The organism is Stenotrophomonas sp. NPDC047960, from assembly GCF_043204395.1.
In the GTDB taxonomy this organism is placed as follows: Bacteria; Pseudomonadota; Gammaproteobacteria; order Xanthomonadales; family Xanthomonadaceae; genus Stenotrophomonas.
Map to the genome: position 1 here is coordinate 368675 of NZ_JBIDBX010000002.1, position 25337 is coordinate 394011.

Annotated in this window: 23 protein-coding genes; 8 read left to right on the plus strand and 15 right to left on the minus strand. The window is 65.3% G+C overall.

All coding sequences use genetic code 11. The features are described 5' to 3' along the window. Positions 1–223 precede the first annotated feature (223 nt). Positions 224–2554, minus strand: a complete 2331-nt coding sequence (locus tag ACGFZ3_RS07260) for a TonB-dependent receptor (protein ID WP_392918473.1) — start codon at positions 2552–2554, stop codon at positions 224–226. Between the two features lie 168 nt (positions 2555–2722). Continuing rightward, positions 2723–4564, minus strand: coding sequence for a glutamine--fructose-6-phosphate transaminase (isomerizing) (glmS, locus tag ACGFZ3_RS07265; protein ID WP_392918476.1), 1842 nt, complete (start codon positions 4562–4564; stop codon positions 2723–2725). 204 nt (positions 4565–4768) lie between these two features. Here glmS and ACGFZ3_RS07270 point away from each other — a divergent pair, with 204 nt between their 5' ends. From ACGFZ3_RS07270 to ACGFZ3_RS07300, 7 genes are all read left to right on the plus strand, one after another. Beyond that, a complete protein-coding gene (locus tag ACGFZ3_RS07270; RefSeq protein WP_392918479.1) occupies positions 4769–6037 on the plus strand; it encodes an efflux RND transporter periplasmic adaptor subunit in 1269 nt (422 codons plus the stop codon). A 32-nt stretch (positions 6038–6069) separates the two neighbouring features. Further along, positions 6070–6789, plus strand: coding sequence for an ABC transporter ATP-binding protein (locus tag ACGFZ3_RS07275; protein WP_392918482.1), 720 nt, complete (start codon positions 6070–6072; stop codon positions 6787–6789). Positions 6790–6800: 11 nt separating this feature from the next. Beyond that, positions 6801–8102, plus strand: coding sequence for an ABC transporter permease (locus tag ACGFZ3_RS07280; RefSeq protein WP_392918485.1), 1302 nt, complete (start codon positions 6801–6803; stop codon positions 8100–8102). A 16-nt stretch (positions 8103–8118) separates the two neighbouring features. Then, the gene (locus ACGFZ3_RS07285; protein ID WP_392918488.1) at positions 8119–9339 is read left to right on the plus strand and encodes an ABC transporter permease; all 1221 of its coding nucleotides are present in this window, start codon (positions 8119–8121) and stop codon (positions 9337–9339) included. 1 nt (position 9340) lies between these two features. Beyond that, complete coding sequence (locus tag ACGFZ3_RS07290; RefSeq protein WP_392918490.1) at positions 9341–9751, plus strand: PDZ domain-containing protein; 411 nt, start codon at positions 9341–9343, stop codon at positions 9749–9751. Between the two features lie 78 nt (positions 9752–9829). Beyond that, a complete protein-coding gene (locus tag ACGFZ3_RS07295) occupies positions 9830–11170 on the plus strand; it encodes a sigma-54-dependent transcriptional regulator (protein WP_392918493.1) in 1341 nt (446 codons plus the stop codon). Next, positions 11167–12522 carry a sensor histidine kinase gene (locus ACGFZ3_RS07300; protein WP_392918496.1) on the plus strand — a complete coding sequence of 452 codons (1356 nt, stop codon included), beginning with the start codon at positions 11167–11169 and terminating at the stop codon, positions 12520–12522. Before ACGFZ3_RS07295 ends, ACGFZ3_RS07300 begins: the two co-directional genes overlap by 4 nt. A gap of 114 nt (positions 12523–12636) precedes the next feature. On the opposite strand, the gene glmU is transcribed toward ACGFZ3_RS07300, so the two are convergent. From glmU to ACGFZ3_RS07350, 10 genes are all read right to left on the minus strand, one after another. Further along, positions 12637–14001 (minus strand): bifunctional UDP-N-acetylglucosamine diphosphorylase/glucosamine-1-phosphate N-acetyltransferase GlmU, encoded by a 1365-nt coding sequence (glmU, locus tag ACGFZ3_RS07305; protein WP_392918499.1) that lies wholly within the window; start codon positions 13999–14001, stop codon positions 12637–12639. A 132-nt stretch (positions 14002–14133) separates the two neighbouring features. Then, complete coding sequence (locus tag ACGFZ3_RS07310; RefSeq protein ID WP_392918501.1) at positions 14134–14556, minus strand: F0F1 ATP synthase subunit epsilon; 423 nt, start codon at positions 14554–14556, stop codon at positions 14134–14136. 2 nt (positions 14557–14558) lie between these two features. After that, positions 14559–15965 (minus strand): F0F1 ATP synthase subunit beta, encoded by a 1407-nt coding sequence (gene atpD, locus ACGFZ3_RS07315; RefSeq protein WP_392918504.1) that lies wholly within the window; start codon positions 15963–15965, stop codon positions 14559–14561. A gap of 38 nt (positions 15966–16003) precedes the next feature. Then, positions 16004–16867 carry a F0F1 ATP synthase subunit gamma gene (atpG, locus tag ACGFZ3_RS07320; protein WP_392918507.1) on the minus strand — a complete coding sequence of 288 codons (864 nt, stop codon included), beginning with the start codon at positions 16865–16867 and terminating at the stop codon, positions 16004–16006. Between the two features lie 80 nt (positions 16868–16947). Then, positions 16948–18495: a F0F1 ATP synthase subunit alpha gene (gene atpA / locus ACGFZ3_RS07325; RefSeq protein WP_068854099.1), complete on the minus strand. Its 1548-nt coding sequence runs from the start codon at positions 18493–18495 to the stop codon at positions 16948–16950. Positions 18496–18539: 44 nt separating this feature from the next. Beyond that, on the minus strand, positions 18540–19067 hold the full coding sequence (locus ACGFZ3_RS07330; protein WP_392918510.1) for a F0F1 ATP synthase subunit delta: 528 nt from the start codon (positions 19065–19067) through the stop codon (positions 18540–18542). Between the two features lie 3 nt (positions 19068–19070). Continuing rightward, positions 19071–19541: a F0F1 ATP synthase subunit B gene (locus ACGFZ3_RS07335; protein ID WP_068854101.1), complete on the minus strand. Its 471-nt coding sequence runs from the start codon at positions 19539–19541 to the stop codon at positions 19071–19073. A 111-nt stretch (positions 19542–19652) separates the two neighbouring features. Beyond that, the gene (gene atpE / locus ACGFZ3_RS07340) at positions 19653–19952 is read right to left on the minus strand and encodes a F0F1 ATP synthase subunit C (RefSeq protein WP_145479115.1); all 300 of its coding nucleotides are present in this window, start codon (positions 19950–19952) and stop codon (positions 19653–19655) included. 63 nt (positions 19953–20015) lie between these two features. Next, entirely contained in the window at positions 20016–20810 is a 795-nt protein-coding gene (gene atpB / locus ACGFZ3_RS07345) for a F0F1 ATP synthase subunit A (protein WP_068854103.1), read from the minus strand. A 31-nt stretch (positions 20811–20841) separates the two neighbouring features. Beyond that, a complete protein-coding gene (locus ACGFZ3_RS07350; protein WP_171966783.1) occupies positions 20842–21210 on the minus strand; it encodes a hypothetical protein in 369 nt (122 codons plus the stop codon). Between the two features lie 492 nt (positions 21211–21702). Here ACGFZ3_RS07350 and ACGFZ3_RS07355 point away from each other — a divergent pair, with 492 nt between their 5' ends. Next, positions 21703–22518 (plus strand): hypothetical protein, encoded by an 816-nt coding sequence (locus ACGFZ3_RS07355; RefSeq protein ID WP_392918516.1) that lies wholly within the window; start codon positions 21703–21705, stop codon positions 22516–22518. A 130-nt stretch (positions 22519–22648) separates the two neighbouring features. On the opposite strand, the gene lpdA is transcribed toward ACGFZ3_RS07355, so the two are convergent. From lpdA to ACGFZ3_RS07370, 3 genes are all read right to left on the minus strand, one after another. Next, positions 22649–24457 carry a dihydrolipoyl dehydrogenase gene (gene lpdA / locus ACGFZ3_RS07360; RefSeq protein WP_392918519.1) on the minus strand — a complete coding sequence of 603 codons (1809 nt, stop codon included), beginning with the start codon at positions 24455–24457 and terminating at the stop codon, positions 22649–22651. 17 nt (positions 24458–24474) lie between these two features. Continuing rightward, positions 24475–25098 (minus strand): hypothetical protein, encoded by a 624-nt coding sequence (locus tag ACGFZ3_RS07365; RefSeq protein WP_392918521.1) that lies wholly within the window; start codon positions 25096–25098, stop codon positions 24475–24477. A 23-nt stretch (positions 25099–25121) separates the two neighbouring features. Beyond that, positions 25122–25337: 2-oxo acid dehydrogenase subunit E2 (locus ACGFZ3_RS07370; protein ID WP_392918524.1), on the minus strand; the 216-nt coding region annotated here is incomplete at its 5' end.

A 25337-nucleotide genomic window follows, 5' to 3' on the forward strand; every position in this document is an offset into this window, starting at 1 on the left:
TTTGTTCGAGGGTGTACCGACCAACGGTCGGTACCTACCCATTTACTTCCTGGTCGAGCACGTGCCCGTTGCTGCCAGCTTGAGGCTGGCGATCTGGCGGTCGCGCCGAGGCTGGCAGCTACCGGGGCGCGTACTCCCTGATGTCTTGCCGTTCCCCGGCACGTGCAGGCCACCACACCGCCACACGTGGCGGCCATTACGAGCAGCTCCATCACCGTGACGGTTACAGCTTCACGGTCACGCCCACCTGGAAGCCACGCCCGGGAAGCGGTGCGATGTACTTCAGCGGCGAGTTGTGCGGCCGGGCGTCCTCATCGAGCAGATTGGATCCACTGAGGAAGACCTCCACGCCCTGCACCACTGCATTGCGCATGGCGAAGGCATAGCTGAGCTGGGCGTCCAGCAGGTTGAACGCATCCAGCGGTATCTCCTGGCTCACGTTCTTGCCCAGGTACTTCTGCTCGTCGTAGTACGTACTGGACACCTTCGCCTTCCAGCCACCGCTCTCCCAGGCCACATTGGCACCGAAGCGGTTGGTCGGCATGTTGGGCAGGTACTCGCCGTCGTTGTGCGCGCGCAGGGAGTCCGGGTTGTCGGCCTTGTTCTTCACCAGATCTGAAAACGCCGAGAACGCGAGCTTGCCGTAGCTGCCCAGATCGAGTGACTGCGAAACATCGACTTCGAAGCCCTTGACGGTGGTGTCCGTCTGCTTCCAGTACTTCAGGGGCAGGCGATTGGCAGTCTGCAGGCCGGAGTAGCCCTGGTACAGGAAGTTCTCGATCTTCATGCGGTAGGCGGTGGCGGTGATGTCGAAGCCCCCCTTGTTGAACAACAGGGTGAACTCGGCATTGCGGGCGCGCTCTGGCTTGAGGTCCTGGTCGCCCTCCTCCTGGGTCAACACCGAATAGTGCCGGTTGCTGGCGTACAGCTCGTTGACGTCAGGCGCGCGCGCCGAGGAGGAATAGCGGGCCTTGGCGCCAAACAGGCGGCCCAGCTGCACGTACCCACCCGCGTTGTAGCTGTTGAACGTGAACGCGCGGTCCTCCAGCGGGGCGTTCGGTGAGTTCCTGGAGGTGGTGAAGGCACTGTGCTGGATCGTGTGCTCGACGCGCTCGTGGCGGAAGCCGGCGTCAAAGGATGCCCAATTGAAGTCCAGGCTTTCCTTGATGAAGGCAGCCAGGCCCTCGGTGTCCACGTCCGGAAGGTAACGCTGCGGTCCACTGCCGCGGATGGTCCGGTTGCGGTGGCTGGCACCGAACAGACCGCTCAGGGGGCCCACCGGCTGGTGGGCCAGCAGCAGTTCTGCCTGGAAGGTCTCGAAGTCGTACGCATTGGCTTTCGAACTGCCCAGGTACTCCCCCGATGTGTTGCTCAGCTGCGACAGCTTGAGCTCGGCGGTTTCGAGGAAAGGGACCGGGTCGCGCAGGGTGCCTTCCAGCGTGTAGCGGTCCTGCGTGAGTTTCACGCCGACCGGTCGGCTCTGGCTGAGATCGGTGCCGAAGGAGAGGTTGTCCATCGAGAAGCCGGGCACGCCGTACTCGCTGTCTTTCGAGTCCATGCTGGCCGCCAGGTAGCCACGGTCGAAGAAGTAGGTCGAGCCCACGGCCAGGTGCGTGTTGCGGGAATAGCTGTTGCCCAGCGTGCTGCGATAGTTGGGGGTGACGTCGCGGTTGATCCGGTTCTGCACGTAGGACGGCGTGCCTTCCTGGTACAGCGGGTTTGCCGGATTGACGTAGGTCCTGCCCATCCACACCGAGGTGGGCCGGTTGGTGTAGTACGAGAATTCGCCGTCGGCCCAATCCGGGTTTTCGGTCATGAACTGGTCGATGTACGGTTGCGAGGCCTTGTTGTAGACCTGCTGTATCCGCGCTTCCTTCTGGCAGGCATCGGCCAGCGCGCTATTGACCCCGCCCGCGGCGGGAAACAGCTGGCTGTTGCATACATCGGCCTTGCTGTCGCCCGGGATGTCGTAATGCGACATCCGCTGCACGGACATCTGCACGTTGGTGGACACGTTGCGCTGGTTGTTGAAGTTCATGCGGAAGCCCTGGGCGTCGACATCGTTGAACCCCTGCCGCAGCACCAGCTCCATTTCCTGGTCTTTGCTTTCCATCTCACGGGAAACCAGGCCCGAATCGATGTCGACGCTGCCGCCGAGCGCGTTGCCGCCATGGCGCACCGTGTCGGAGGACTTGTTGACGGTCACGCGCCTGACGAAGAGCGGGTCGAAGGGCACGTTGATGTCGCCGCTCAAGGCATTCATGCCAAGGATGGACTGACCGTCCTCCAGCACCTGCACGCGGTTGCCGCCCAGGCTGCGGATCACCGGCGCGCCGGCATTCGGCCCGAAGGCGCTGCTCTGCACGCCCGACACATGCTCGAGCATGTTGCCAAGCGTGCGGTTCTGGGCCTGGATGTTTTCCACGACGACCACGGTATCGATCCGCGACGGGCGGTCGGCTTCGACGGTGACCTCTGGAAGCGTGGTCTCGTCCGCTGCGTAGGCGCTATGGATGGTGAGTAGAACGGCAACTGCTAGAACGTGGCGACGCATACATCCCCCTTCAAATGAGGCGCGATGTTATAACGTTACATTTACGCTGACAACGGGCTGGCCGGCGGGCGGAGGAAAACAAAAAGGGCGGCCCCTCAGGGTCGCCCTTTTTGGAGAAGCGTAACGACCAACGGTCGTTACCTACCCGCCATCGACCTTGGTCGATGGCTATTCCACCGTCACGCTCTTGGCCAGGTTGCGCGGCTTGTCCACGTCGGTGCCGCGCGCCAATGCAGTGTGGTACGCCAGCAGCTGCACCGGGATGGTGTGCACCACCGGGCTGAGCACGCCGGCATGGCGCGGGGTGCGGATGACGTGCACGCCTTCGGATTCGACGAAGTTGCTGTCCTGGTCGGCGAACACGAACAGTTCGCCGCCGCGGGCGCGCACTTCCTGCATGTTGGATTTGACCTTCTCCAGCAGGCTGTCGTTGGGCGCAATCACCACCACCGGCATGTCCTCATCCACCAGCGCCAGCGGGCCGTGCTTGAGCTCGCCGGCCGGGTAGGCCTCGGCGTGGATGTAGGTGATTTCCTTGAGCTTGAGCGCGCCTTCCAGCGCGATCGGGTAATGCAGGCCACGACCGAGGAACAGGGCGCTGCTCTTGCGCGCGAAACGCTCGGCCCAGATGGCGATCTGCGGTTCCATGTTGAGCGCGTGCTGCACGCTGCCCGGCAGGAAGCGCAGCTGCTCCAGGTACTCCGCTTCCTGCGCCGCATCGACGCGGCCGTGCAGCTTGCCCAGCACCACGGTCAGCTGGAACAGCGCGGCCAGCTGGGTGGTGAACGCCTTGGTGGAGGCCACGCCGATCTCGGCGCCCGCACGGGTGTAGCAGACCAGTTCGCTGGCGCGCGGAATGGCGCTCTCCGGCACGTTGCAGATCGACAGCGTGTGCAGGTGGCCCAGCGATTTGGCGTACTTCAGCGCCTCCATCGTGTCCAGGGTTTCACCGGACTGGGAGATGGTGACGATCAGGTGCTTGGGGTTGGCATACGCGGCACGGTAGCGGTACTCGCTGGCGATCTCCACGCTGCACGGCAGGCCGGCGATGGATTCGATCCAGTAGCGTGCGGTCAGGCCAGCGTAGTAGCTGGTGCCGCAGGCGAGGATCTGCACGCCTTCGATGCCGGCCAGCACGCTTTCGGCATTCTTGCCGAACAGTTCGGCCGGGAAGCCACCGGCGTCGATCGCCGCTTCGATGGTGTCGCCCAGCGCGCGCGGCTGTTCGTGGATTTCCTTCTGCATGAAGTGGCGGTACGGGCCCAGCTCCAGCGAGGCCAGCGACACGTCCGACTGGTGCACGCCCCGGTCCACCGGCTGGTTGTGTTCGTCATACACCTGCACGCCATCGCGGCGGATGTCGGCGGTGTCGCCCTCTTCCAGGAAGATCACGTTGCGGGTGGCCGAGATCACCGCCGACACGTCGGAGGCGACGAAGTTCTCGCCTTTGCCCAGGCCGACCAGCAGCGGGCAGCCCATGCGCGCGCACACGAAGTGGTCCGGCTCGGCACGGCTCATCACCGCCAGCGCGTAGGCACCGGTCAGTTCCTTGACCGTGCGCTGCAGCGCCGACAGCAGGCTGTCGCCGTTCTTGAGGTTGTGGTGCATCAGGTGGGCAATGACTTCGGTGTCGGTCTGCGACTCGAACACGTAGCCCAGCCCACGCAGGCGCTCACGCTGCTCTTCGTGGTTCTCGATGATGCCGTTGTGCACCAGCGCCACGCCGTGGCTGATGTGCGGGTGGGCATTGGCTTCGGTCACGCCGCCGTGGGTGGCCCAGCGGGTATGGCCAATGCCGAGGGTGGCGTCGAAGCCTTCGGCAACGGCGGCCTTTTCCATCTCGGCCACGCGCCCGGTGCGGCGCACGCGGCGCACGTCGGCCTGGGCACGGGTCTGGTCCAGCACCGCGATGCCGGACGAGTCGTAGCCCCGGTATTCCAGCCGCTTCAGTCCTTCGATCAGTACCGGCACCACATCGCGATCCGCGATCGCTCCCACAATCCCGCACATAGATTCAGATCCCTGCTGTCGAACACGCATTCTAGCGTGGGCGGCCGTACGGCTTGGACGCTGTCCGCTTAACAAAAGTGTCCGCTGCGCTGTCCGCGGACACCCGGACAATCGCGCAGACTTCGCAACCCATTGTTTTCAAAGGCCGGAATGTTGGCACGCGGTGTGCTTGGCATATCGCATCCCCAACCGCGAACGAGCCCGATGATCCGCGACACTTCCGCACAGGACCAGACCCTCTCTACCCCGGGCACGGCCGCGCCGTGGAAGCGCTGGCTGTGGCCGGGCATCGCCGCGCTGGTGGTGGTGCTGGCGATCGGCTTTGCCGCCCGCGCCTGGCTCGGCGCGAGCCGCTCGTTCGACAGCGCGCGGGTGCGCATCGCCGAGGTCAAGCAGGGCGACCTGGTCCGCGACCTGGCCGCCGATGGCCGGGTGATCGCCGCCAACAGCCCGATCCTGTACGCGATCTCCGCCGGCACGGTGGACCTGAAGGTGGTGGCCGGCGACGTGGTCAAGAAAGGCCAGGAGCTGGCGGTGATCGACAGCCCCGAGCTGCGCAGCAAGCTGGCCCAGGAGCGCACCACCCTGGCCGGCCTGGAAGCCGAAGCCAGCCGCGCCGTGCTCGATGCCACCCTGGCGCGGGCCAAGGCCAGCAAGGAAACCGACCAGGCCAACATCGAGCGCCAGGCCGCCGAACGCGACCTGCAGCGCTACCAGCGCGGCTACGACGGTGGCGCGGTACCGCAGATCGACCTGGCCAAGGCCAACGACAGCCTGAAGAAGGCCGACATTTCCCTGGCCAATGCCCGGACCGACGCGCGCCTGCAGGGTCAGGGCGCGGACCTGGATGCCCGCAACAAGCGCCTGCTGGCCGACCGCCAGCGCGCGGTGGTGGAGGAAGTGCAGCGCCAGGTGGACGCGCTGACCCTGCGCGCGCCGTTCGATGGCCAGGTAGGCCAGGTGCAGGCCACCCAGCACACCCAGGTGGCGGCCAACGCCCCGATCCTGGGCGTGGTCGACCTGTCGCGCTTCGAAATCGAGATCAAGGTGCCGGAAAGCTTCGCCCGCGACCTGTCGATCGGCATTCCGGCCCAGCTCACCAGCGGCAACGGCCAGCCGTTCCCGGGCGAGATCAGCGCGGTGTCGCCCGAAGTGGTGGCCGGCGAAGTGAACGCCCGCATCCGCTTCACCGACAAGCAGCCGCAGGGCCTGCGCCAGAGCCAGCGCATGCAGTCGCGGATCGTGCTCGATACCCGCCGCAACGTCATCAAGGTCGAACGTGGCCCGTTCGTGGAACAGGGCAACGGCCAGGCCTACGTCATGGAGGGCAATACCGCGATCCGCCGTCCGGTGCAGCTGGGTGTCAGCAGCCTGGGCGAAGTGGAAATCCTGTCCGGCCTGCGACCCGGCGACCGCGTGGTTGTCTCCGGCGCTGAACTGTTCGGCGATGCCGAATCCGTCTCCATCAACTGATCACCCTCACCTCTCCAACCAAGGAAACAGCCATGCTCGAGATGCGCTCGGTCGCCAAAGTATTCCGCACCGAACAGGTGGAAACCCATGCCCTGCGTTCGCTGGACCTGCACGTGCGCGAGGGTGAGTTCGTCGCGGTGACCGGCCCGTCCGGTTCGGGCAAGACCACCTTCCTCAATATCGCCGGCCTGCTGGAAACCTTCACCAGCGGCACCTACATGCTCGATGGGCAGGACGTGAGCAAACTGGGCGACGACGCCCGCAGCCGCCTGCGCAACCAGAAGATCGGTTTCATCTTCCAGGGCTTCAACCTGATCTCCGACCTCAACCTGTTCGACAACGTCGACGTGCCGCTGCGTTACCGCGGCATGCCGGCCAGCGAGCGCAGGCAGCGCATCGAACGTGCGCTGGGCCAGGTGGGCCTGGGCTCGCGCATGAAGCATTACCCCTCGGAACTGTCGGGCGGCCAGCAGCAGCGCGCGGCCATCGCCCGCGCCTTGGCCGGCAGCCCTCGCCTGCTGCTGGCCGACGAACCGACCGGCAACCTGGACAGCCAGATGGCCCGTGGGGTGATGGAACTGCTGGAAGAGATCAACGCCGCCGGCACCACCATCGTCATGGTCACCCATGACCCGGAACTGGCCGCGCGTGCCCAGCGCAACGTGCACATCGTCGATGGCCAGGCCACCGACCTGGTGCGCGAACCGGTGCTGGCCACCCCGCGCGTTGCCGTCGCCACGCTCAACGACTGAGGCCCGCCACCATGCTCGCCTACTATTTCCGACTGGCCCTGCGCAGCTTCCGGCGCAACAAGGTGCTGACCGCGCTGATGGTGATCGCCATCGCGCTGGGCATCGGCGCCTCCATGACCACCCTGACCGTGTTCCATGTGCTGTCGGGTGATCCGATTCCGCAGAAGAGCGACCGCCTGTTCAACGTGCAGGTCGATCCGCGCCCGATGATCGGCTACCAGCCCAGCGAGGAACCCGAAGAACAGGTCACCCGCTTCGACGGCGAAACCCTGCTGCGCGAAAAGAAGGCCAAGCACCAGGTGCTGATGACCGGCGGTGGCGTCACCGTGGAACCGGACAGCAGCACCCTGCGCCCGTTCACCACCGATGCGCGCTATGCCTCCACCGATTTCTTCACCATGTTCGATGCACCGTTCAAGTACGGCCAAGGTTGGAAAGCCGACCAGGACGAAGGCCGTGGCCGCGTGGCGGTGATCTCCAAGGCGCTGAACGAGAAGCTGTTCAACGGCCAGAACAGCGTGGGCAAGCCACTGCGCATGGATGGGCACACCTTCAACATCGTGGGCGTGCTGGACGAATGGAATCCCAACCCGCACTTCTACGACCTGGAAACCGGCCGCTACGGCGACAGCGAAGACATCTTCGTGCCGGTGTTCACCGCGCTGGACCTGAACTTTGGCCGCAACGGCAACATGAACTGCTGGGACAACGCCAACGGCGAAGAAACCGCATTGAACGCGCCGTGCGTGTGGATGCAGTACTGGGTGGAGCTGGCCTCGCCGGCCGATGCCGGCGACTACCGCGCCTATCTGGAGAACTACTCGGCGCAGCAGAAAGCCGCAGGTCGCTTCCAGCGCCCGTCCAACGTCCGCCTGCGCAACGTGATGGAGTGGCTGGACTTCAAGCAGGTGGTGCCCAGCGACGTTCGCCTGCAGCTGTGGCTGGCCCTGGGCTTCCTGGCGGTGTGCCTGATCAACACGGTAGGCCTGCTGCTGGCCAAGTTCCTGCGCCGCAGTGGCGAGATCGGCGTGCGCCGCGCACTGGGCGCCAGCCGTGGCCAGATCTTCCTGCAGTCGCTGGTCGAAGCCGGCACCGTCGGCCTGGCCGGTGGCGTGCTGGGTCTGGGCCTGGCCCTGCTGGGGCTGTACGCGGTGCGCCAGCAGCCGGTGGACTACGCCAAGCTGGCCACGCTGGACGGCAGGATGCTGCTGCTCACCTTCGGCCTGACCCTGGCCGCCAGCCTGCTGGCCGGTTTCCTGCCGGCGCTGCGCGCCATGCAGGTCGCGCCCGCCATCCAACTCAAATCGCAGTAAGGTTCCGGAGCACACCATGGATATCCGACCCATCCTGAGCACGTTGCGCCGGCACAAGACCGCCGCCGCACTGATCGTGCTGGAGATCGCGCTGACCTGCGCGATCGTCTGCAACGCGCTGTTCCTGATCGGCCAGCGCCTTGAGAAGATCAACCAGCCCAGCGGCATTGCCGAGCAGGAACTGCTTGAAGTGCGCCTGGGCGGCATCGGCACCCAGGTCAACGCCACGGCGCGTACCCGTGAGGACCTGGCCGCGCTGCGTTCCATTCCCGGGGTCAAGAACGCAGTGGCGATCAACCAGCTGCCGTTCCGGCGCAACTCCTGGAATACCAGCCTGTCGCTGATCCCCGATCAGGAACGCCCCAACTTCAACGCCGCGCAGTACTTCTCGATGGAAGGTACGCTGGATACGATGGGCCTGCAGCTGGTAGCCGGCCGCGACTTCGAAGGCGACGAGTTCGCCAACCTGGAAGACGTCGAGAAGGACACCACCATCGAGCAGCGCGGCTCTGCGGTGATCCTGAGCAGCAAGGCCGCCAACAAGCTGTTCCCCGATGGGCAGGCGGTCGGCAAGACCATCTACAGCGGGCGCATGCCGCTGCGCATCGTAGGCGTTGTGAAGGAACTGGCGCGCCCGGTGACGGTGGAGTCGGACACCGGCTATTCGATGATCCTGCCGGTGCGGGTCAACTACGATGTGGGCACGTACCTGATCCGGGTGACCGATGCGGCGCGCCGCCAGGAAGTGCTCACCGCCGCCGTGGCCGCGCTGGAGAAGGTGGACACCAGCCGCATGGTGCGCGCCAAGCTCACCTACACCGAACAGCGCGAGAAATACTTCCAGAACGACCGCGCCATGGTCGGCCTGCTGATCACCGTGTGCGTTGCGCTGCTGGTGGTCACCGCGCTGGGCATCGTCGGCCTGGCCAGCTTCTGGGTGCAGCAGCGGACCAAGCAGATCGGCATCCGCCGTGCGCTGGGCGCCACCCGTGGGCAGATCCTGCGCTACTTCCAGACCGAGAACTTCCTGCTGGCCACCGTGGGTATCGTGCTGGGCATGCTGCTGGCGTATTCGATCAACCTGTGGCTGATGGGCGCCTACGAGCTGCCGCGCATGCCGATCACCTACCTGCCCATCGGCGCGGCATTGCTGTGGCTGCTTGGCCAGGTGGCGGTGTTCGGCCCCGCCCACCGCGCTGCAGCCGTGCCGCCAGCCGTTGCCACCCGGAGCGCATGACATGACAGCTTCCTCGATCCGCATCGCGCTTGCTGCCCTGCTGCTGCTCAGCAGCACGGCCTGCGCCGAAGGCACCCGCACCGAATCCTCCCGCATGGACTGGCGCCAGGATGGTGCCCGGCTGGGCATCGCTTCCGCACAGGGCACGGTCAGCATCACCGCCGCCACGCCGACCGGCCGCTTCGGCGTTCAGGCCGGCGACCAGGTGCTGCGCGTGGACGGGGTTCCCGTACACAAGGTGGGTGAGCTGACCGACGCGCTGTCTGCCAGTGACAAACCCAGCGTGCCGGTCACGGTGCGCCGCGCCGGTCGCGACCAGGTGATCAGCGTGCCGACGGCGGCATGGCGCGCGGTGCAGCCGCCACCGCCACCGCGGCCTCCGGCGCCGCCTTCGCCGCCGGACCGTCCGTAAGCGGTTTCCGGGCCCCACCCTGCCGGGGGGCCCGGCGCTCGGGTACTCTCTGCCTACTTTCCGGTCTTTCGTTGCCGCATGCCTTCGATCCTGATCATTGACGACAACGCCAGCGTGGCTACCGCGCTGGAGGTCCTGTTCTCGCTCCACGACATCGACGCCATGCACGCGCTGTCGCCGGACGAAGGCCTGGCGCTGCTGGAGCAGCAACCGGTGGACCTGGTCATCCAGGACATGAATTTCACCGAGGACACCACCTCCGGTGAAGAAGGCGAGGCGCTGTTCCAGCAGATCCGCGGACGCCACCCCGATCTGCCGGTGATCCTGCTCACCGCCTGGACCCACCTGAGCAGTGCGGTGGACCTGGTCAAGGCCGGCGCGGCCGACTACCTGGCCAAGCCGTGGGACGACCGCAAGCTGCTGACCACGGTCAACAACCTGCTGGAGCTGTCTGAGACCCGCCGTGAACTCGACCGCCGCCGTGCGCGCGAGCAGCGTGACCGCAGCGCATTGGAAGCGCGCTACGACCTGCGCGGCGCGGTGGTGGCCGACCCGGCCAGCGAGCGCGTGGTGAGCCTGGCCTGCCAGGTCGCGCGCTCGGAGCTGCCCGTACTGATCACCGGGCCCAACGGCGCAGGCAAGGAGAAGATCGCCGAGATCATCCAGGCCAATTCGCTGGTCGCCAAGGGTCCATTCGTGGCGCTCAATTGCGGCGCCATTCCCTCCGAACTGATTGAAGCCGAACTGTTTGGCACCGAGGCCGGGGCCTACACCGGCGCCAACAAAGCGCGCGAAGGCAAGTTCGAGGCCGCTGATGGGGGCACGTTGTTCCTCGACGAGATCGGCAACCTGTCGCTGGGCGGCCAGATGAAACTGCTGCGCGTGCTGGAAACCGGGCGATTCGAGCGGCTGGGCTCCAACCGCGAGCGTCAGGTCAAGGTACGCGTGATCAGCGCGACCAACGCCGACCTGCCGGCGATGATCCGCGACGGCCAGTTCCGCGAAGACCTGTACTACCGCCTCAACACGGTGGAACTTGCATTGCCACCGCTGGCCGAGCGCCCGGGCGACATCCTGCCGCTGGCCGAACGCTTCCTGGGCGATGGCAAGCCACTGTCCAATGCCGCCGCCAGCGCGTTGCAGCGCCATGCGTGGCCGGGCAACGTGCGCGAGCTGCGCAACGTGATCCAGCGCGCCGGCCTGCTAGCGCAGGGGCCGCGCATTGAAGTGGCAGACCTGAACCTGCCACGCGCTGCCGCGCCCCGTGCGGCTGCCCCTACCGCCGATCCGGACCGCAGCCGGATTGAATCGGCGCTGTCGCACAGCCACGGCATCATTGCCCAGGCCGCAGCCGAACTCGGCCTGAGTCGGCAGGCCCTGTACCGCCGCATGGATCGCTACGGCATTCCGCGCGAATGAAGCGCACCTCGTTCACCTTCCGCCTGTTCCTGCGCCTGCTGCCGGTGCTGGCGCTGGCTGCGGCCGGGCCGTGGCTGCTGGCCTACTGGATGGACCGGGGCTGGCTGGTCGCGCTGGTGTCGAGCGTGGCGCTGCTGGTACTCATGTGGTGGACACTGCGTCGCGCGACCGCGCCGGTACGCTCGCTGCTGCGGGCGCTGTCGGGCACCACCAGCAGCTACCGCGATGGCGAATACAACTTCAGCGTGTACTGGCCGGGCAATGATGAGCTGGGCGACCTGGTCCAGGCACACCGCGAGCTGGGCGATGTGCTGCGCGAACAACGCCAGGGGCTGGTGCAGCGCGAGCTGCTGCTGGACACCATGGTGCAGAACACGCCGGTCTCGATGCTGCTGCTGGCCAACGGTGGTGACGGCGTGCAGCGTGTGGTGTTCTCCAACCTGGCCGCACGCAAGCTGCTGCACAACGGCTGGAAACTGGAAGGCCAGGCCATGCAGAACGTGCTCGAAACCATGCCGGTGGAACTGCGCGACGCCATCGAGCGCGGCGGCGACAGCCTGTTCGCGGTAAGCGGCGCCGGCGACGTGGATGATGAGGCCGACGACGATGACGAGCAGGTCTACCACCTGTCGCGGCGCAGCTTCCATCTCAACGGGCGCCCGCACGACCTGCTGCTGATCCGCCTGCTCACCGCCGAGCTGCGGCGACAGGAAGTGCAGACCTGGAAGAAGGTGATCCGGGTGATCAGCCACGAACTCAACAACTCGCTGGCCCCCATTGCGTCTCTGGCGCATTCGGGCGGCGAGCTGGTCCGGCGCGGCAAGATCGACCGCCTGGAAGAGGTGTTCGCCACCATCGAGGACCGTTCGCGGCACCTGGAGGGTTTCATCCGCGGCTACGCGCGCTTTGCCAAGCTGCCGCAGCCGCAGCTGCAGAACGTGCAGTGGAAACAGTTTCTGGCCGGCCTGCAGCTGCAGATTCCATTCCGCATGGCTGATATTCCTGATGACCTGGAGGGCCGCGTCGACATCGCCCAGCTCGGCCAAGCGCTGTTGAACCTGCTCAAGAACGCACATGAGGCATGCAACGAAGCCGAGCCACCCAACGATGACGTGGAGCTGCGCCTGACTCGCCTGCCGCAGTGGCTGCGGCTTGAAGTGCTGGATCGTGGCAAGGGCATGAACGAAGCGGTGCTGCAGAACGCGCTGATGCCGTTCTATTCCACCAAGCGCAATGGCACCGGGCTGGGCCTGGCGCTTACCCGCGAAATCGTCGAAGCCCACGGTGGCCGCATATCGCTGCAGAACCGCCGCGAGGGCGGGTTGTGCGTGGCGATTTTCCTGCCTGGGTAAAGCGTACCCACCAACGGTGGGCACCTACCCGGTGCGGTCTACCCACCAACGGTGGGTACCTGCCGGTTGCGGCGTAGCTGCCAGCGGTAGGTGACGACCGTTGGTCGTCACGCGTCAACGTTTGGTAGGGCGATGCCAGCCTTCAATCGTCTGCTGGCGCGCGCGCGCGACGGTCAACTCACCTTCCGGCGCATTGCGGGTGATCACCGAACCCGCCGCGATCGTCGCGCCCTGTCCGATCGTCACCGGGGCCACCAGCGAGCTGTTGGAGCCGATGAAGGCGTTGTCACCGATGGTGGTCTGCGACTTGTTCACGCCGTCGTAGTTGCAGGTGATGGTGCCGGCGCCGATGTTGACCTTGCTGCCGATCACCGCATCACCCAGGTAGGTGAGGTGGTTGGCCTTGCTGCCGGCACCGAGGTGCACTTTCTTGGTCTCCACGAAGTTGCCTACATGCGCCCCCTCGGCCAGCACGGTGCCCGGACGCAGCCGCGCGAACGGGCCGATCTCGGCCGCGCCCTCGCTGACCACACCGTCCAGGTCGCAATGCGGCTTGACCACGGTACCGGCGGCCAGCGTGACATCCTTGAGCCGGGTGAACGGGCCGATGCTCACCCCGTCGCCCAGCACCACGGTGCCTTCCAGGATCACGTTGACGTCGATCTGCACGTCGCGCCCCACCGTGACCGTGCCACGGATATCCACGCGCGCCGGATCGATCACGCGCGCCCCCTGGCCGCACAGCGCACGCACTTCGCGCAGCTGCCAGGCACGCTCCAGCTGCGACAGCTGCCAGGGATCGTTGGCACCTTCCGCCTCCTGGGCATCGACGACGAAGGCCATGTCGGCCGGGGTGTAGTCGCGCGCTGCGGAAGCGAACACGTCGGTCAGGTAGTACTCGCCCTGCGCGTTGCTGTTGGACAGCTGCGACAGCCAGGTACGCAACGCCGTGGATTCGGCGGTGATGATGCCGGTGTTGATGGTGCGGATGGCCAGCTGTTCTTCGCTGGCATCCTTCTGCTCTACGATGGCGCCGACCTTGCCTTCAGCATTGCGCACGATCCGTCCGTAGCCGGTCGGGTTGACCATGTCGGCCACCAGCACCGCCAGCCGACCCGGCTGCGACAGCAGGTGCTGCAGGGTATCAACCCGGATCAACGGCACGTCGCCGTACAGCACCAGCACCGTGGCAGCATCGGGCACCTGCGGCATGGCCTGCTGCACGGCGTGGCCGGTGCCCAGCTGCTGGCTCTGCTCGGCCCACTGCAGGTCAGGCTGGTCGGCGAACGCCGCGCGCACCGCTTCACCACCGTGGCCGTACACCACATGGATGGCGTCGGGGCGCAGCTGGCGGGCGGTATCGATCACGTGCGCCAGCATCGGGCGGCCGGCAATCGGCTGCAGGACCTTCGGCAGGTCGGACTTCATGCGCTTGCCAGCGCCGGCGGCGAGGATGATGACGTGCAGGGCTTGGGTCATGTGAGGGAAGCTGATCAAAGGTGACGGCTGCGATTCTAGAACGCCGGCCGTCAACGTGCCGCTTTCCGGGGCGCCGGAAACAACAACGCCGGCGGAAGCCGGCGTTGTCGATGCAGCGGTAAGCGCTGGAACTCAGTGCTTGAGGGTCTTGCGCAGGCGCTCCAGCGCCTGCAGCTGGACCACGGCTTCGGCCAGCTTCTGCTGGGCTTCGGCCACTTCCATCGCTTCGCCGCGGTTGGCCAGGATGCGCTCGGCTTCTTCCTTGGCCTTGCGGACCGAGGACTCGTCGATGTCCTGTGCGCGGATCGCGGTGTCGGCCAGCACGGTCACGACCTGCGGCTGCACCTCGAGGATGCCGCCGGAGATGGCGAAGTCCAGCTGCTCACCCGTGCTCAGGGTGACCACCACCTTGCCCGGCTTGAGCTTGGTGATCAGCGGGGCGTGCTTGGGCGCGATGCCCAGTTCGCCAAGCTCACCCGTAGCCACGACCAGAGTCGCTTCACCACGGAAGATTTCCTGCTCGGCGCTGACGATGTCGCAACGGATGGTGCTCATGATCAGGCCTTCTCAGCCATCTTCTTGGCCTTCTCGACCGCTTCTTCAATGCTGCCGACCATGTAGAACGCCTGTTCCGGCAGGTGGTCGTACTCGCCATCGACGATGGCCTTGAAGCCACGGATGGTGTCCTTCAGCGAGACGTACTTGCCCGGCGAGCCGGTGAACACTTCGGCCACGTGGAACGGCTGGCTGAAGAAGCGCTCGATCTTACGGGCGCGCGACACGGCCTGCTTGTCTTCTTCGGACAGCTCGTCCATGCCCAAGATGGCGATGATGTCCTTCAGTTCCTTGTACTTCTGCAGGGTCTGCTGGACGCGCTGGGCGGTGTCGTAGTGTTCGTGGCCGATGACCAGCGGGTCCATCTGGCGGCTGGTCGAATCCAGCGGATCCACCGCCGGGTAGATACCCAGCGAGGCGATCGAACGCGACAGGGTCACGGTCGAATCCAGGTGGGCGAAGGTGGTCGCCGGGGACGGGTCGGTCAAGTCATCGGCCGGCACGTAGACGGCCTGGATCGAGGTGATCGAGCCGTTCTTGGTCGAGGTGATGCGCTCCTGCAGGACGCCCATTTCCTCTGCCAGGGTCGGCTGGTAACCCACGGCCGACGGCATGCGGCCCAGCAGTGCCGACACTTCGGTACCGGCCAGGGTGTAGCGGTAGATGTTGTCGACGAACAGCAGCACGTCCTTGCCCTTGCCGTTTTCGTCCTTCTCGTCGCGGAAGTACTCGGCCATGGTCAGGCCGGTCAGCGCGACGCGCAGGCGGTTGCCCGGCGGCTCGTTCATCTGGCCGTACACCATCGCGACCTTGTCCAGGACGTTGGAGTCCTTCATCTCGTGGTAGAAGTCGTTGCCCTCACGGGTACGCTCGCCCACGCCGGCGAACACGGACAGGCCGCTGTGCGCCTTGGCGATGTTGTTGATCAGCTCCATCATGTTGACGGTCTTGCCGACGCCGGCGCCGCCGAACAGGCCGACCTTGCCGCCCTTGGCGAACGGGCACATCAGGTCGATGACCTTGATGCCGGTTTCCAGCAGCTCGGTGGCCGGGGACTGGTCTTCGTACGACGGCGCTTCACGGTGGATTTCCCAGCTGTCGCTGGCGGTCACCGGACCGGCCTCGTCGATCGGACGGCCCAGCACGTCCATGATGCGGCCCAGGGTGCCTGCACCGACCGGCACCGAGATGGCGCGTTCGGTGTTGGTGGCCACCAGGTTGCGCTTCAGGCCGTCGGTGGAGCCCAGCGCGATGCAACGGACCACGCCGTCACCGAGCTGCTGCTGCACTTCCAGCGTGATGTCGGTGTTGTCCACCTTCAGCGCGTGGTACACCTTCGGCACCGACTCGCGGGGGAATTCCACGTCGACGACGGCGCCGATGATCTGAACGATCTTGCCCTGACTCATTGCTGCATCCTCTAATTTAAATGCTTTGACTGCGCGCGTCAGACTGCTGCCGCGCCGCCGACGATTTCCGAAATTTCCTGGGTGATCGCTGCCTGGCGGGCCTTGTTGTAGACCAGCTGCAGGGTTCCGATCAGCTTGTTGGCGTTGTCACTGGCCGACTTCATCGCGACCATGCGGGCTGCATGCTCGGACGCGACGTTTTCCAGCACTGCCTGGTACACCAGCGATTCGACGTAACGCGTCATCACGTGCTCGAGCACGGTCGCGGCGTCGGGTTCGTACAGGTAATCCCAGTCGTGGTGTGCAACCTGCTTCTCGGCCGCCGGCAACGGCAGCAACTGGTCGAAGCTGGCCTTCTGCGTCATCGTGTTGATGAAGCGGTTGTAGACCAGGTACACACGGTCGACCTTGCCTTCGGAGAAGGCATCGAGCATGACCTTGATGACACCGATCAGCTGTTCCAGGTGCGGCACGTCGCCCATGTGGGTGACACTGCCGACCATGTTGACCTTGACGCGGCGGAAGAAGGTGGAGGCCTTCTGGCCGATGGTCACCAGATCGATCTCGGCGCCCTTGTCCTGCCACTCGCGCACGTCGCCGAGCATCTTGCGGAACAGGTTGTTGTTCAGGCCACCGGCCAGGCCGCGGTCGGAAGAGACCACGATGTAGCCCACGCGCTTCACCTGCTCGCGCTGGACCAGGAACGGATGCTGGTAATCGGTGCTGGCCTGGGCCAGGTGGCCGATCACCTGCTTCATCGCCTGCGCATACGGACGCGACGTCTTCATCCGCTCCTGCGCCTTGCGGATTTTGGAGGCCGAGACCATTTCAAGCGCGCGGGTCACCTTGCGGGTGTTCTGCACGCTTTTGATCTTGGTTTTGATTTCGCGTCCGCTTGCCATCTCTTATTCCCGTAGAGCGGGGCCATGCCCCGCTTTGTCGTTTGCGCAGCGGGGAAACACTCCCCACCCCACGAAGCGGCTTACCAGCTGCCGGTGGTCTTGAACTCGGAGATGCCCTTCTTGAAGGCCGCTTCGATGTCGTTGTCCCAACCGCCGGTGGCGTTGACCTTGCCGACCAGTTCGCCCTGGGTGTTGGCGAAGTGGGCATGCAGGCCTTCTTCGAAGGCCAGCAGCTTGTTGACCGGCACGTCGTCGAGGTAACCCTCGTTGACGGCGTAGATCGACAGCGCCTGGTTGGCGATCGACATCGGGGCGTACTGCTTCTGCTTCATCAGCTCGGTGACGCGCTGGCCGCGCTCAAGCTGCTTGCGGGTGGCTTCGTCAAGGTCCGAGGCGAACTGCGCGAACGCAGCCAGCTCGCGGTACTGGGCCAGCGAGATGCGGATGCCGCCCGACAGCTTCTTGATGATCTTGGTCTGGGCCGCACCACCGACGCGCGACACCGAAATACCGGCGTTCACGGCCGGGCGGATGCCCGAGTTGAACAGGTCGGTTTCCAGGAAGATCTGGCCGTCGGTGATCGAGATCACGTTGGTCGGCACGAACGCGGACACGTCGCCGGCCTGGGTTTCGATGATCGGCAGCGCGGTGAGCGAACCGGTCTGGCCCTTGACGGCACCGTTGGTGAACTTCTCCACGTACTCTTCCGAAACGCGGGCTGCGCGCTCGAGCAGACGCGAGTGCAGGTAGAACACGTCACCGGGGTAGGCTTCACGGCCCGGCGGGCGCTTCAGCAGCAGCGAGATCTGGCGGTAGGCCACGGCCTGCTTGGACAGGTCGTCGTACACGATCAGGGCGTCCTGGCCGCGGTCCATGAAGTACTCACCCATGGTGCAGCCCGAATAGGCGCTGATGTACTGCATGGCAGCCGATTCGGAGGCGGTGGCGGCCACGACCACGGTGTGGGCCAGGGCGCCGTTTTCTTCCAGCTTGCGCACGATGTTGGCCACGGTCGACGCCTTCTGGCCGATCGCGACGTACACGCACTTGATGCCGGTGTCCTTCTGGTTGATCACCGCATCGATGGCCAGGGCGGTCTTGCCGGTCTGGCGGTCACCGATGACCAGCTCGCGCTGGCCGCGGCCGATCGGGATCATGGAGTCGACGGACTTGTAGCCGGTCTGCACCGGCTGGTCGACGGACTTGCGCCAGATCACGCCCGGGGCAACGCGCTCCACCGGCGCGGTGGCCTGTGCAGCGATCGGGCCCTTGCCGTCGATCGGCTCGCCGAGGGCGTTGACCACGCGACCCAGCAGTTCCGGACCGACCGGCACTTCCAGGATGCGGCCGGTGGTCTTGGCCACGTCGCCTTCGCGCAGGTGCTCATAGCCACCCAGGACCACGGCGCCGACCGAGTCGCGCTCCAGGTTCAGGGCCAGGGCGAAGGTGTTGTTCGGCAGTTCGATCATTTCGCCCTGCATCACGTCGGCCAGGCCGAAGATGCGCACGATGCCGTCGGACACGCTGGTCACGGTGCCTTCGTTGCGCGATTCCGCGGCCAGCTTGACCTTCTCGATGCGGTTCTTGATCAGTTCGCTGATTTCGGAGGGGTTGAGCGTGGTTGCCATCGTCAAGTCCTAGTGCCGGCGATCACGCCGGACGTTAAATGAATTCAGTTAGCGAGCGCGGTCTGCAGGCGCGACAGCTTGCCTTTGAGCGAGCCATCGATCACCACGTCGCCAGCGTCGATCACCGCGCCGCCGATCAGCGACGCATCGATGGCGGTGGTGACGTCGACCTCTTGGCCGAAGCGCTTGCGCAGCGCGGCCTTGATGGCGTCCAGCTCAGCGGTGGACAGCTCGGCGGCCGAGGTCACCGTGGCTTTCACCACGTGTTCGGCTTCAGCACGGAGCTGGTCGTACATACCTGCGATTTCCGGCAGCAAGGGAAGCCGGTGCGCTTCGGCCAGGATGGCCAGGAAGCGACCGAACGACTCGCCTGCCTTTTCCGGCGCCAGCAACGCGACGGCATCGTCACGGCCCAGCTCCGGGTTCGACAGCAGGGCCGACACGCGCGGATCGGCGGCTACGTGGGCGGAAAACGCAAGCGCGTCCGACCACGGCGCGAACGTGCCTTCGTCGCGCGCGGTCGCGAACGCGGCGCGGGCATACGGGCGTGCAAGCGTGAGGGCCTGGCTCATCGATCAGATCTCCGAGGCCAGCTCGTCGAGCAGCGCCTTGTGGGCGTTGGCGTCGATTTCGCGCTTGAGCAGCTTTTCGGCACCGGTCACGGCCAGCACGGACACCTGCTTGCGCAGATCTTCGCGGGCACGGTTGGCGGCCAGTTCGATCTCGGCGTGGGCCAGTTCTTTCTGGCGGTTCGCTTCGACGATGGCTTCATTCTTGGCAGCATCAACGATCTGGTTGGCGCGGGCATGGGCCTGGTCGATGATCTCGTTGGCCTTGGTGCGCGCATCCTTCAATGCTTCGTTGACCTTTTCCTGTGCCTGCGCCAGATCCTTCTGGCTGCGATCGGCAGCAGCGAGCCCTTCAGCGATCTTCTGCTGGCGCTCTTCGATGGCGTTCATCAGCGGCGGCCAGATCTTGGTCGCGATGATCCAGATCAGACCGGCGAACGCCAGTGCCTGGGCAACGAGGGTAAAACCGATTTCCATGGGGTTCGCTCAATCTGGGGTGATGGGGTGGATGCGCCGCAGGAGCGGCGCATCCGTTCCTTCATCCGCGATCAGGCGCTCAAGGCGCCTGATCGTTTCGCTTTCGCTGGATCAGCCAGCAGCCGGCAGACGCGCAACGAACTCAGCGATGGTCGGGTTGGCGAAGGCCAGCAGCAGGCCGACGGCGACCGAGATGATGAACGCGGCGTCGATCAGGCCGGCGGTGATGAACATGCGGACCTGCAGCACCGGGATCAGTTCCGGCTGGCGGGCAGCCGATTCCAGGAACTTACCGGCCATGATGGCCAGACCGAGACCGGCACCCAGCGCGGCCAGGCCGATCATGATGCCGACGGCGAGGACGGTGGAGCTCTGGACTTGGGCGAGGTTGGTCAGGACGGCAAAGTACATGGGTTATCTCCGGAAACTTAAGTAGCTAAGGGTAATGAAACGGATGAAGGGTGAAGCGGAAACTCAGTGAGCGTCTTCCGACAGGCTCAGGTACACGATCGACAGCATCATGAAAATGAATGCCTGCAGCGGAATCACCAGCAGGTGGAACAGCATCCAGCCAAGGCCGAAGGCACCGCCTGCGATGGCGCCCATGATGCCGGCACTGCCCAGCACCCAGATCAGCAGGAACACGATTTCGCCGCCGAACATGTTGCCGAACAGTCGCATCGCCAGCGAGATCGGCTTGCTCAGCCACTCGACGATGTTGAGGATCAGGTTGAACGGCATCATCCACTTGCCGAACGGCGCGGTCAGGAATTCCTTGGTGAAACCACCCAGGCCCTTGGCACGCAGCGCGAAGAACAGCATCAGGAAGAACACGCTGATCGACATGCCCAGGGTGGCATTGACGTCGGCGGTCGGAACCGGCTTCCAGTAAGGGATACCCAGCGCTTCCAGCGGCAGCGCGATGAAGTCGGCCGGGATCATCTTGATGAGATTCATCAGGAGGATCCAGAAGAAGATCGTGATCGCGATCGGGGTCACCAGCTTGCTGGTGCCGTGGTAGGTGTCCTTGGCCTGGCGGTCAACGAATTCCAGGCAGATCTCCACGAACGCCTGCCACTTGCCCGGCACTCCGGCCGTGGCCTTGCGGGTGGCCATCCAGAAGCCAAACACCATCAACAACCCCATCAGGACCGAGGTCACAATGGTGTCGACGTGAATTGCCCAGAAACCACCTTCCTGCATGTGGAACGTCAGGTTGTGCAGGTGATGTTGGATGTAGGAGGTGGGTGTAAGCGCCTCGCCTGCCATGTGTCCGGAACCTTGAGTTAAATAAATTGGATCAGCGCCTGGCCAGAGCCAGGACCTGGAACATCAGTCCGACGGCGATTCCGGCCAGCAGCGCCAGTGCAGGCAGCTTGAAGACCACGAAACCCACCGCCAGGACACCGAATACGAGTGCCCACTTTGCCACCACCGCCAGGATCAGCCGCGACATCGCTGAACCTGCCGCCTGCACTCCGCCCCCCAGCGCCATCCGCGCCGCCACCCAGCCGCCTGCCGATACCGCCACGCCCGAGGCCAGCGCGCCGAGCGCGTACTTGGGACCTGCCAGCAGCAGAAAGGCCAGGGCCAGGACAGCCACTGCGGCCAGCGGGTACACCGCTGCGCGCAGCATCAGTCGCCGACCCGCGTCAACGGAGTTCAGCACACGTATGTCCTGCATGGTTGTGGGAGGAGTGACCGGGGCTGCAACTGCCTATGCCCCGTCGAGCCGCCAAATTATAGCAACGGGACAATTTGCGAGACAACCTGCGCCTGTTCATCCCAGACGCCGCAAGTTGCTGCATCGCCACAGATTTTGGCCCGCAGCCGGGGCCGATCCCGCCAATGGGGGCCCCAATTCATGTCGCGTCGCACCATATTGAACTTTGGTCGTGAGGGCCGGTCATAGGGTTGGGCCTGCCATTCGATCCTCGTCGACGCCCCTGATGCAGGCCGGTACCGGGCGGCCCCGAGCTCTCTCCGGGGCCGCCCTCTTTCCGGCCACGCCATTGTTGGCGCCGTAACGTGATCAAGCGCACTGTCCGGCCAGCCTCCGCATGAACGGTACACATGCCGTCCACCATACGTTCACGAATGGTGGACGCGACGCTCGGGCAGAGTGATTCCATTCCATCGAATCACTGCAAGGACACCCACGATGCGTCTGCTTCCCCTGCTCGCCCTGCCGCTGGCCATGGCCGCCCTCACCCACGCCACGTCCGCCAGCGCCGCGGAGGGCGACGACCGCTTCGCGCTCCGCCTGGGCGCCATGAATATTGATTCGGACAACACCATCCGTGGCAACACCACGGTGCTGGGCCAGGATGTGGGCTTCTCCGAGGACTTCGGCCTGGGTGGCAAGGAATGGGAACCGCGCATTGACGGCCTGTTCCGCATCAGCGACCGCCAGCGTCTGATCTTCAACTACTTCAAGTACGACAAGGATCGCCGCGAGACCCTCAATGACGGGATCAGCTTCGGTGGTGAAACCGTGCCGGCCGGCAGCTTCGTCAAGGGCGAGCTCAAGTACCAGGTGGCCAGCCTGGTGTACGACTACTCGGTGGTGGATACCGAAAAGTTCGACCTCGGCCTGCAGCTGGGTGCGGAATACGCCAAGGTGAGCACCAAGGCCTATGCCGACCTGGGCACCGTGTACCAGGGCCAGTTCCTGGATGAGAAGGCCGACGGTGTGGCGCCGGTGGTGGGTGCGCGCTTCACCATCACTCCGTCCGAGAAGTGGATGATCACCGCGCAGGGCCAGTACCTGAACACCGACTGGGGCAACTTCGATGACTACGACGGCGACCTGACCCGTGCCAACGTGATCGTCGATTACAAGTTCACCGACAATTTCGGCATGTTTGCCGGCTACGACTGGTTCCGCCTGGACGTCGACCAGAGTGGCAGCGATGGCACCATCGGCCTGAAGCAGGAGTTCAAGGGCCCCGTGGCCGGCATCAGCGTTTCGTTCTGATCCAACCGTTGGTTGGTGTGTTACCGCACAGAAAACCCGGCTTTCGCCGGGTTTTTTGTTGGAATCGGTCTCACGACCAACGGTCGTGAGCTACCGGAATAAAAAAAGCCCGGCTTTCGCCGGGCTTCTTTTATTTCTTTTTCGGGATATACAGATCGGTGATCGTGCTGTCGTAGATTTCCGCGGCCATCGCCACCGATTCGCTCAGCGTCGGGTGGGCGTGGATGGTGTGGCCGATGTCTTCGGCTTCGGCGCCCATCTCGATCGCCAAGCCGATCTCGGCCAGCAGGTCGCCCGCATGCACGCCGACGATCGCGCCGCCGATGATGCGGTGGGTGTCCTCGTCGAAGATCAGCTTGGTGAAGCCTTCGGTGCGACCGATGCCGATCGCGCGGCCGCTGGCGGCCCACGGGAACTTGGCCACGCCGACCTTCAGGCCCTGCGCCTTGGCTTCGGTCTCGGTCACGCCGACCCAGGCGATTTCCGGGTTGGTGTAGGCCACAGACGGAATCACCCGCGCAACCCATTCCTTCTTCTCGCCCGAAGCCACTTCGGCCGCCAGTTTGCCCTCGTGCGTGGCCTTGTGGGCCAGCATCGGGTTGCCGACGATATCGCCGATGGCAAAGATGTGCGGCACATTGGTGCGCATCTGGCGGTCCACCGGAATGAAGCCACGCTCGGTAACACCCACGCCCGCCTTCTCGGCACCGATCTTCTTACCGTTCGGCGAACGGCCCACGGCCACCAGCACGCGGTCGAAGCTGCCCTGCTCCAGGCCCGGCTTCTCGCCTTCGGCAGCGGCTTCGAAGGTCACGGTGATGCCCTTCTTGTCCGCGTTCACGCCGGACGCCTTGGTCTTGAGGTGGACCTCGACGCCCTGCTTCTTCAGGCGGTCGGCCAACGGCTTGACCAGATCCTTGTCGGCTCCGGGCATCAGCTGGTCCATGAACTCCACCACGGTCACCCTGCTGCCCAGTGCGGCGTACACGGTGGCCATTTCCAGGCCGATGATGCCGCCACCGACCACCAGCAGCGAGCCGGGAATGTCGGCCAGCTCCAGCGCGTCGGTGGAATCCATCACGCGCGGGTCGTCCCACGGGAAGTTCGGCAGCTTCACCGCCTGCGAGCCAGCGGCGATGATGCACTGCTGGAAGCGCAGCAGCTGGGTCTTGCCGTCGTCGCCGACGATCTCCAGCTCATTGGCCGAGACGAAGGTGGCCACGCCCTGCACCGTGCGTACCTTGCGCTGCTTGGCCATGCCAGCCAGGCCCTTGGTCAGCTGGGTGACCACTTTTTCCTTGTAGCCGCGCAGCTTGTCCAGGGTGATCTTCGGGGCGCTGAATTCCACGCCGAAATCGCCGGCGTGGGCCACTTCATCAATCACCGCGGCGGCATGCAGCAGCGCCTTGGACGGAATGCAGCCCACGTTGAGGCACACGCCGCCCAGGCTGGCGTAGCGTTCGATCAGCACCGTATCCACCCCCAGGTCGGCGGAGCGGAACGCGGCGGTGTAACCGCCCGGGCCTGCCCCCAGCACCACCATCTGGCATTCGATGTCGGCCGGCTTGCCCGACGACAGCGCCGGCTGCGGCGCGGCCGGTTCGGCCGGGGCGCGGTGCGACGGGGTCACCGGCGGCTTGCTGGCCGGCGCGGCGGCCTTCGGCGCTTCGGCCGCAGGTGCGGCCGGTGCGGCAGCGGCGCCTTCGGCGTCCAGCACCACCACGACGTCGCCCTCGGACAGCGTGTCGCCGAGCTTGACCTTGATTTCCTTGACCACGCCGGCCGCCGAAGACGGCACTTCCAGGGTGGCCTTGTCCGATTCCAGCGTGACCAGGCCCTGGTCCTTCTTCACCGTATCGCCCACGGCGACCAGCAGTTCGATCACCGGCACCGCGCTGTAATCGCCGATGTCGGGAACCTTGATTTCAATAGCGGCCATTGTTGTTCTCCTGGGTCTCAGCCGGCGTTGCCGGCGAGCAGTTGCTGCAGTTCGTCGAGCGACTCGTCCAGATCCTGCCAGCGACGGTCGAGCTTCTTTTCCTTGGTGTCGCTGGCTTCGATCAGCAGCGCCACCTGTTTCATCATCAACCTGCCGGCGCCGCACTCCCAGCGGGGCCCGCTGTAGCGCTCACCCGCCACCTGGAAGGACAGCACCTCGCCATCGGTCACCGGCGCCTTGCGCCCGGCCGGCACGCCCGATTCAAGGGCGGCCTGCCAGCTGCGCACCAGGCGCTGGGCCAGCGCGGCGGGGATGGCGACCTGATACTGGTCCGGTTCCTGGTCCACGCGCAGCTCCAGGCCACCCCCGCGCGCACTGTTGTTCCAGTTGTACACGCGCTTGTCGGCCTGGCTGTAGCGCAGGGTCCACGCCTGGTCCTGGCTGCCGGGCAGCAGCGCCACGCCGGTTTCCACCCCGCCCTTGGGCAGGATGGTCAGCGCCAGCGCGGGCTGTGCCTTGCCGTCGAACAGGGTTTCCACGGCCTGGCCGTAGTTGCCCACCGCCGGCGGCCAGCCGCGGCCGAGATCGGTCGTGCACGCGGCGGATGCGCCGGGCGCAACGACCAGGGCGGCCAATATCACCGCAACGCCCGCCAGGCGCTGCCTCACAGCAGCACGCGCCGCATGTCGGCCAGCACCTGCGACAGGTACGTGGTGAAGCGCGCGGCCAGCGCACCGTCAATGACGCGGTGGTCGTAGCTCAGCGACAACGGCAGCATCAGCTTCGGAGCGAATTCCTTGCCGTTCCAGACCGGCTGGATCGAGGACTTGGACACGCCCAGGATGGCCACTTCCGGTGCATTGACGATCGGGGTGAACGC

What these genes read in the sequence shown, in the direction of transcription:
- ACGFZ3_RS07290 (WP_392918490.1), top strand. Translation starts at nt 9,341, where the DNA reads ATGACAGCTTCCTCGATCCGCATCGCGCTTGCTGCCCTGCTGCTGCTC.
- glmU (WP_392918499.1), bottom strand. Translation starts at nt 14,001, where the DNA reads ATGACCCAAGCCCTGCACGTCATCATCCTCGCCGCCGGCGCTGGCAAG.
- atpB (WP_068854103.1), bottom strand. Translation starts at nt 20,810, where the DNA reads ATGGCAGGCGAGGCGCTTACACCCACCTCCTACATCCAACATCACCTG.
- atpE (WP_145479115.1), bottom strand. Translation starts at nt 19,952, where the DNA reads ATGTACTTTGCCGTCCTGACCAACCTCGCCCAAGTCCAGAGCTCCACC.
- ACGFZ3_RS07330 (WP_392918510.1), bottom strand. Translation starts at nt 19,067, where the DNA reads ATGAGCCAGGCCCTCACGCTTGCACGCCCGTATGCCCGCGCCGCGTTC.
- ACGFZ3_RS07335 (WP_068854101.1), bottom strand. Translation starts at nt 19,541, where the DNA reads ATGGAAATCGGTTTTACCCTCGTTGCCCAGGCACTGGCGTTCGCCGGT.
- ACGFZ3_RS07295 (WP_392918493.1), top strand. Translation starts at nt 9,830, where the DNA reads ATGCCTTCGATCCTGATCATTGACGACAACGCCAGCGTGGCTACCGCG.
- ACGFZ3_RS07285 (WP_392918488.1), top strand. Translation starts at nt 8,119, where the DNA reads ATGGATATCCGACCCATCCTGAGCACGTTGCGCCGGCACAAGACCGCC.
- ACGFZ3_RS07270 (WP_392918479.1), top strand. Translation starts at nt 4,769, where the DNA reads ATGATCCGCGACACTTCCGCACAGGACCAGACCCTCTCTACCCCGGGC.
- lpdA (WP_392918519.1), bottom strand. Translation starts at nt 24,457, where the DNA reads ATGGCCGCTATTGAAATCAAGGTTCCCGACATCGGCGATTACAGCGCG.
- atpG (WP_392918507.1), bottom strand. Translation starts at nt 16,867, where the DNA reads ATGGCAAGCGGACGCGAAATCAAAACCAAGATCAAAAGCGTGCAGAAC.
- ACGFZ3_RS07300 (WP_392918496.1), top strand. Translation starts at nt 11,167, where the DNA reads ATGAAGCGCACCTCGTTCACCTTCCGCCTGTTCCTGCGCCTGCTGCCG.
- ACGFZ3_RS07310 (WP_392918501.1), bottom strand. Translation starts at nt 14,556, where the DNA reads ATGAGCACCATCCGTTGCGACATCGTCAGCGCCGAGCAGGAAATCTTC.
- atpD (WP_392918504.1), bottom strand. Translation starts at nt 15,965, where the DNA reads ATGAGTCAGGGCAAGATCGTTCAGATCATCGGCGCCGTCGTCGACGTG.
- glmS (WP_392918476.1), bottom strand. Translation starts at nt 4,564, where the DNA reads ATGTGCGGGATTGTGGGAGCGATCGCGGATCGCGATGTGGTGCCGGTA.
- ACGFZ3_RS07355 (WP_392918516.1), top strand. Translation starts at nt 21,703, where the DNA reads ATGCGTCTGCTTCCCCTGCTCGCCCTGCCGCTGGCCATGGCCGCCCTC.
- atpA (WP_068854099.1), bottom strand. Translation starts at nt 18,495, where the DNA reads ATGGCAACCACGCTCAACCCCTCCGAAATCAGCGAACTGATCAAGAAC.
- ACGFZ3_RS07260 (WP_392918473.1), bottom strand. Translation starts at nt 2,554, where the DNA reads ATGCGTCGCCACGTTCTAGCAGTTGCCGTTCTACTCACCATCCATAGC.
- ACGFZ3_RS07280 (WP_392918485.1), top strand. Translation starts at nt 6,801, where the DNA reads ATGCTCGCCTACTATTTCCGACTGGCCCTGCGCAGCTTCCGGCGCAAC.
- ACGFZ3_RS07275 (WP_392918482.1), top strand. Translation starts at nt 6,070, where the DNA reads ATGCTCGAGATGCGCTCGGTCGCCAAAGTATTCCGCACCGAACAGGTG.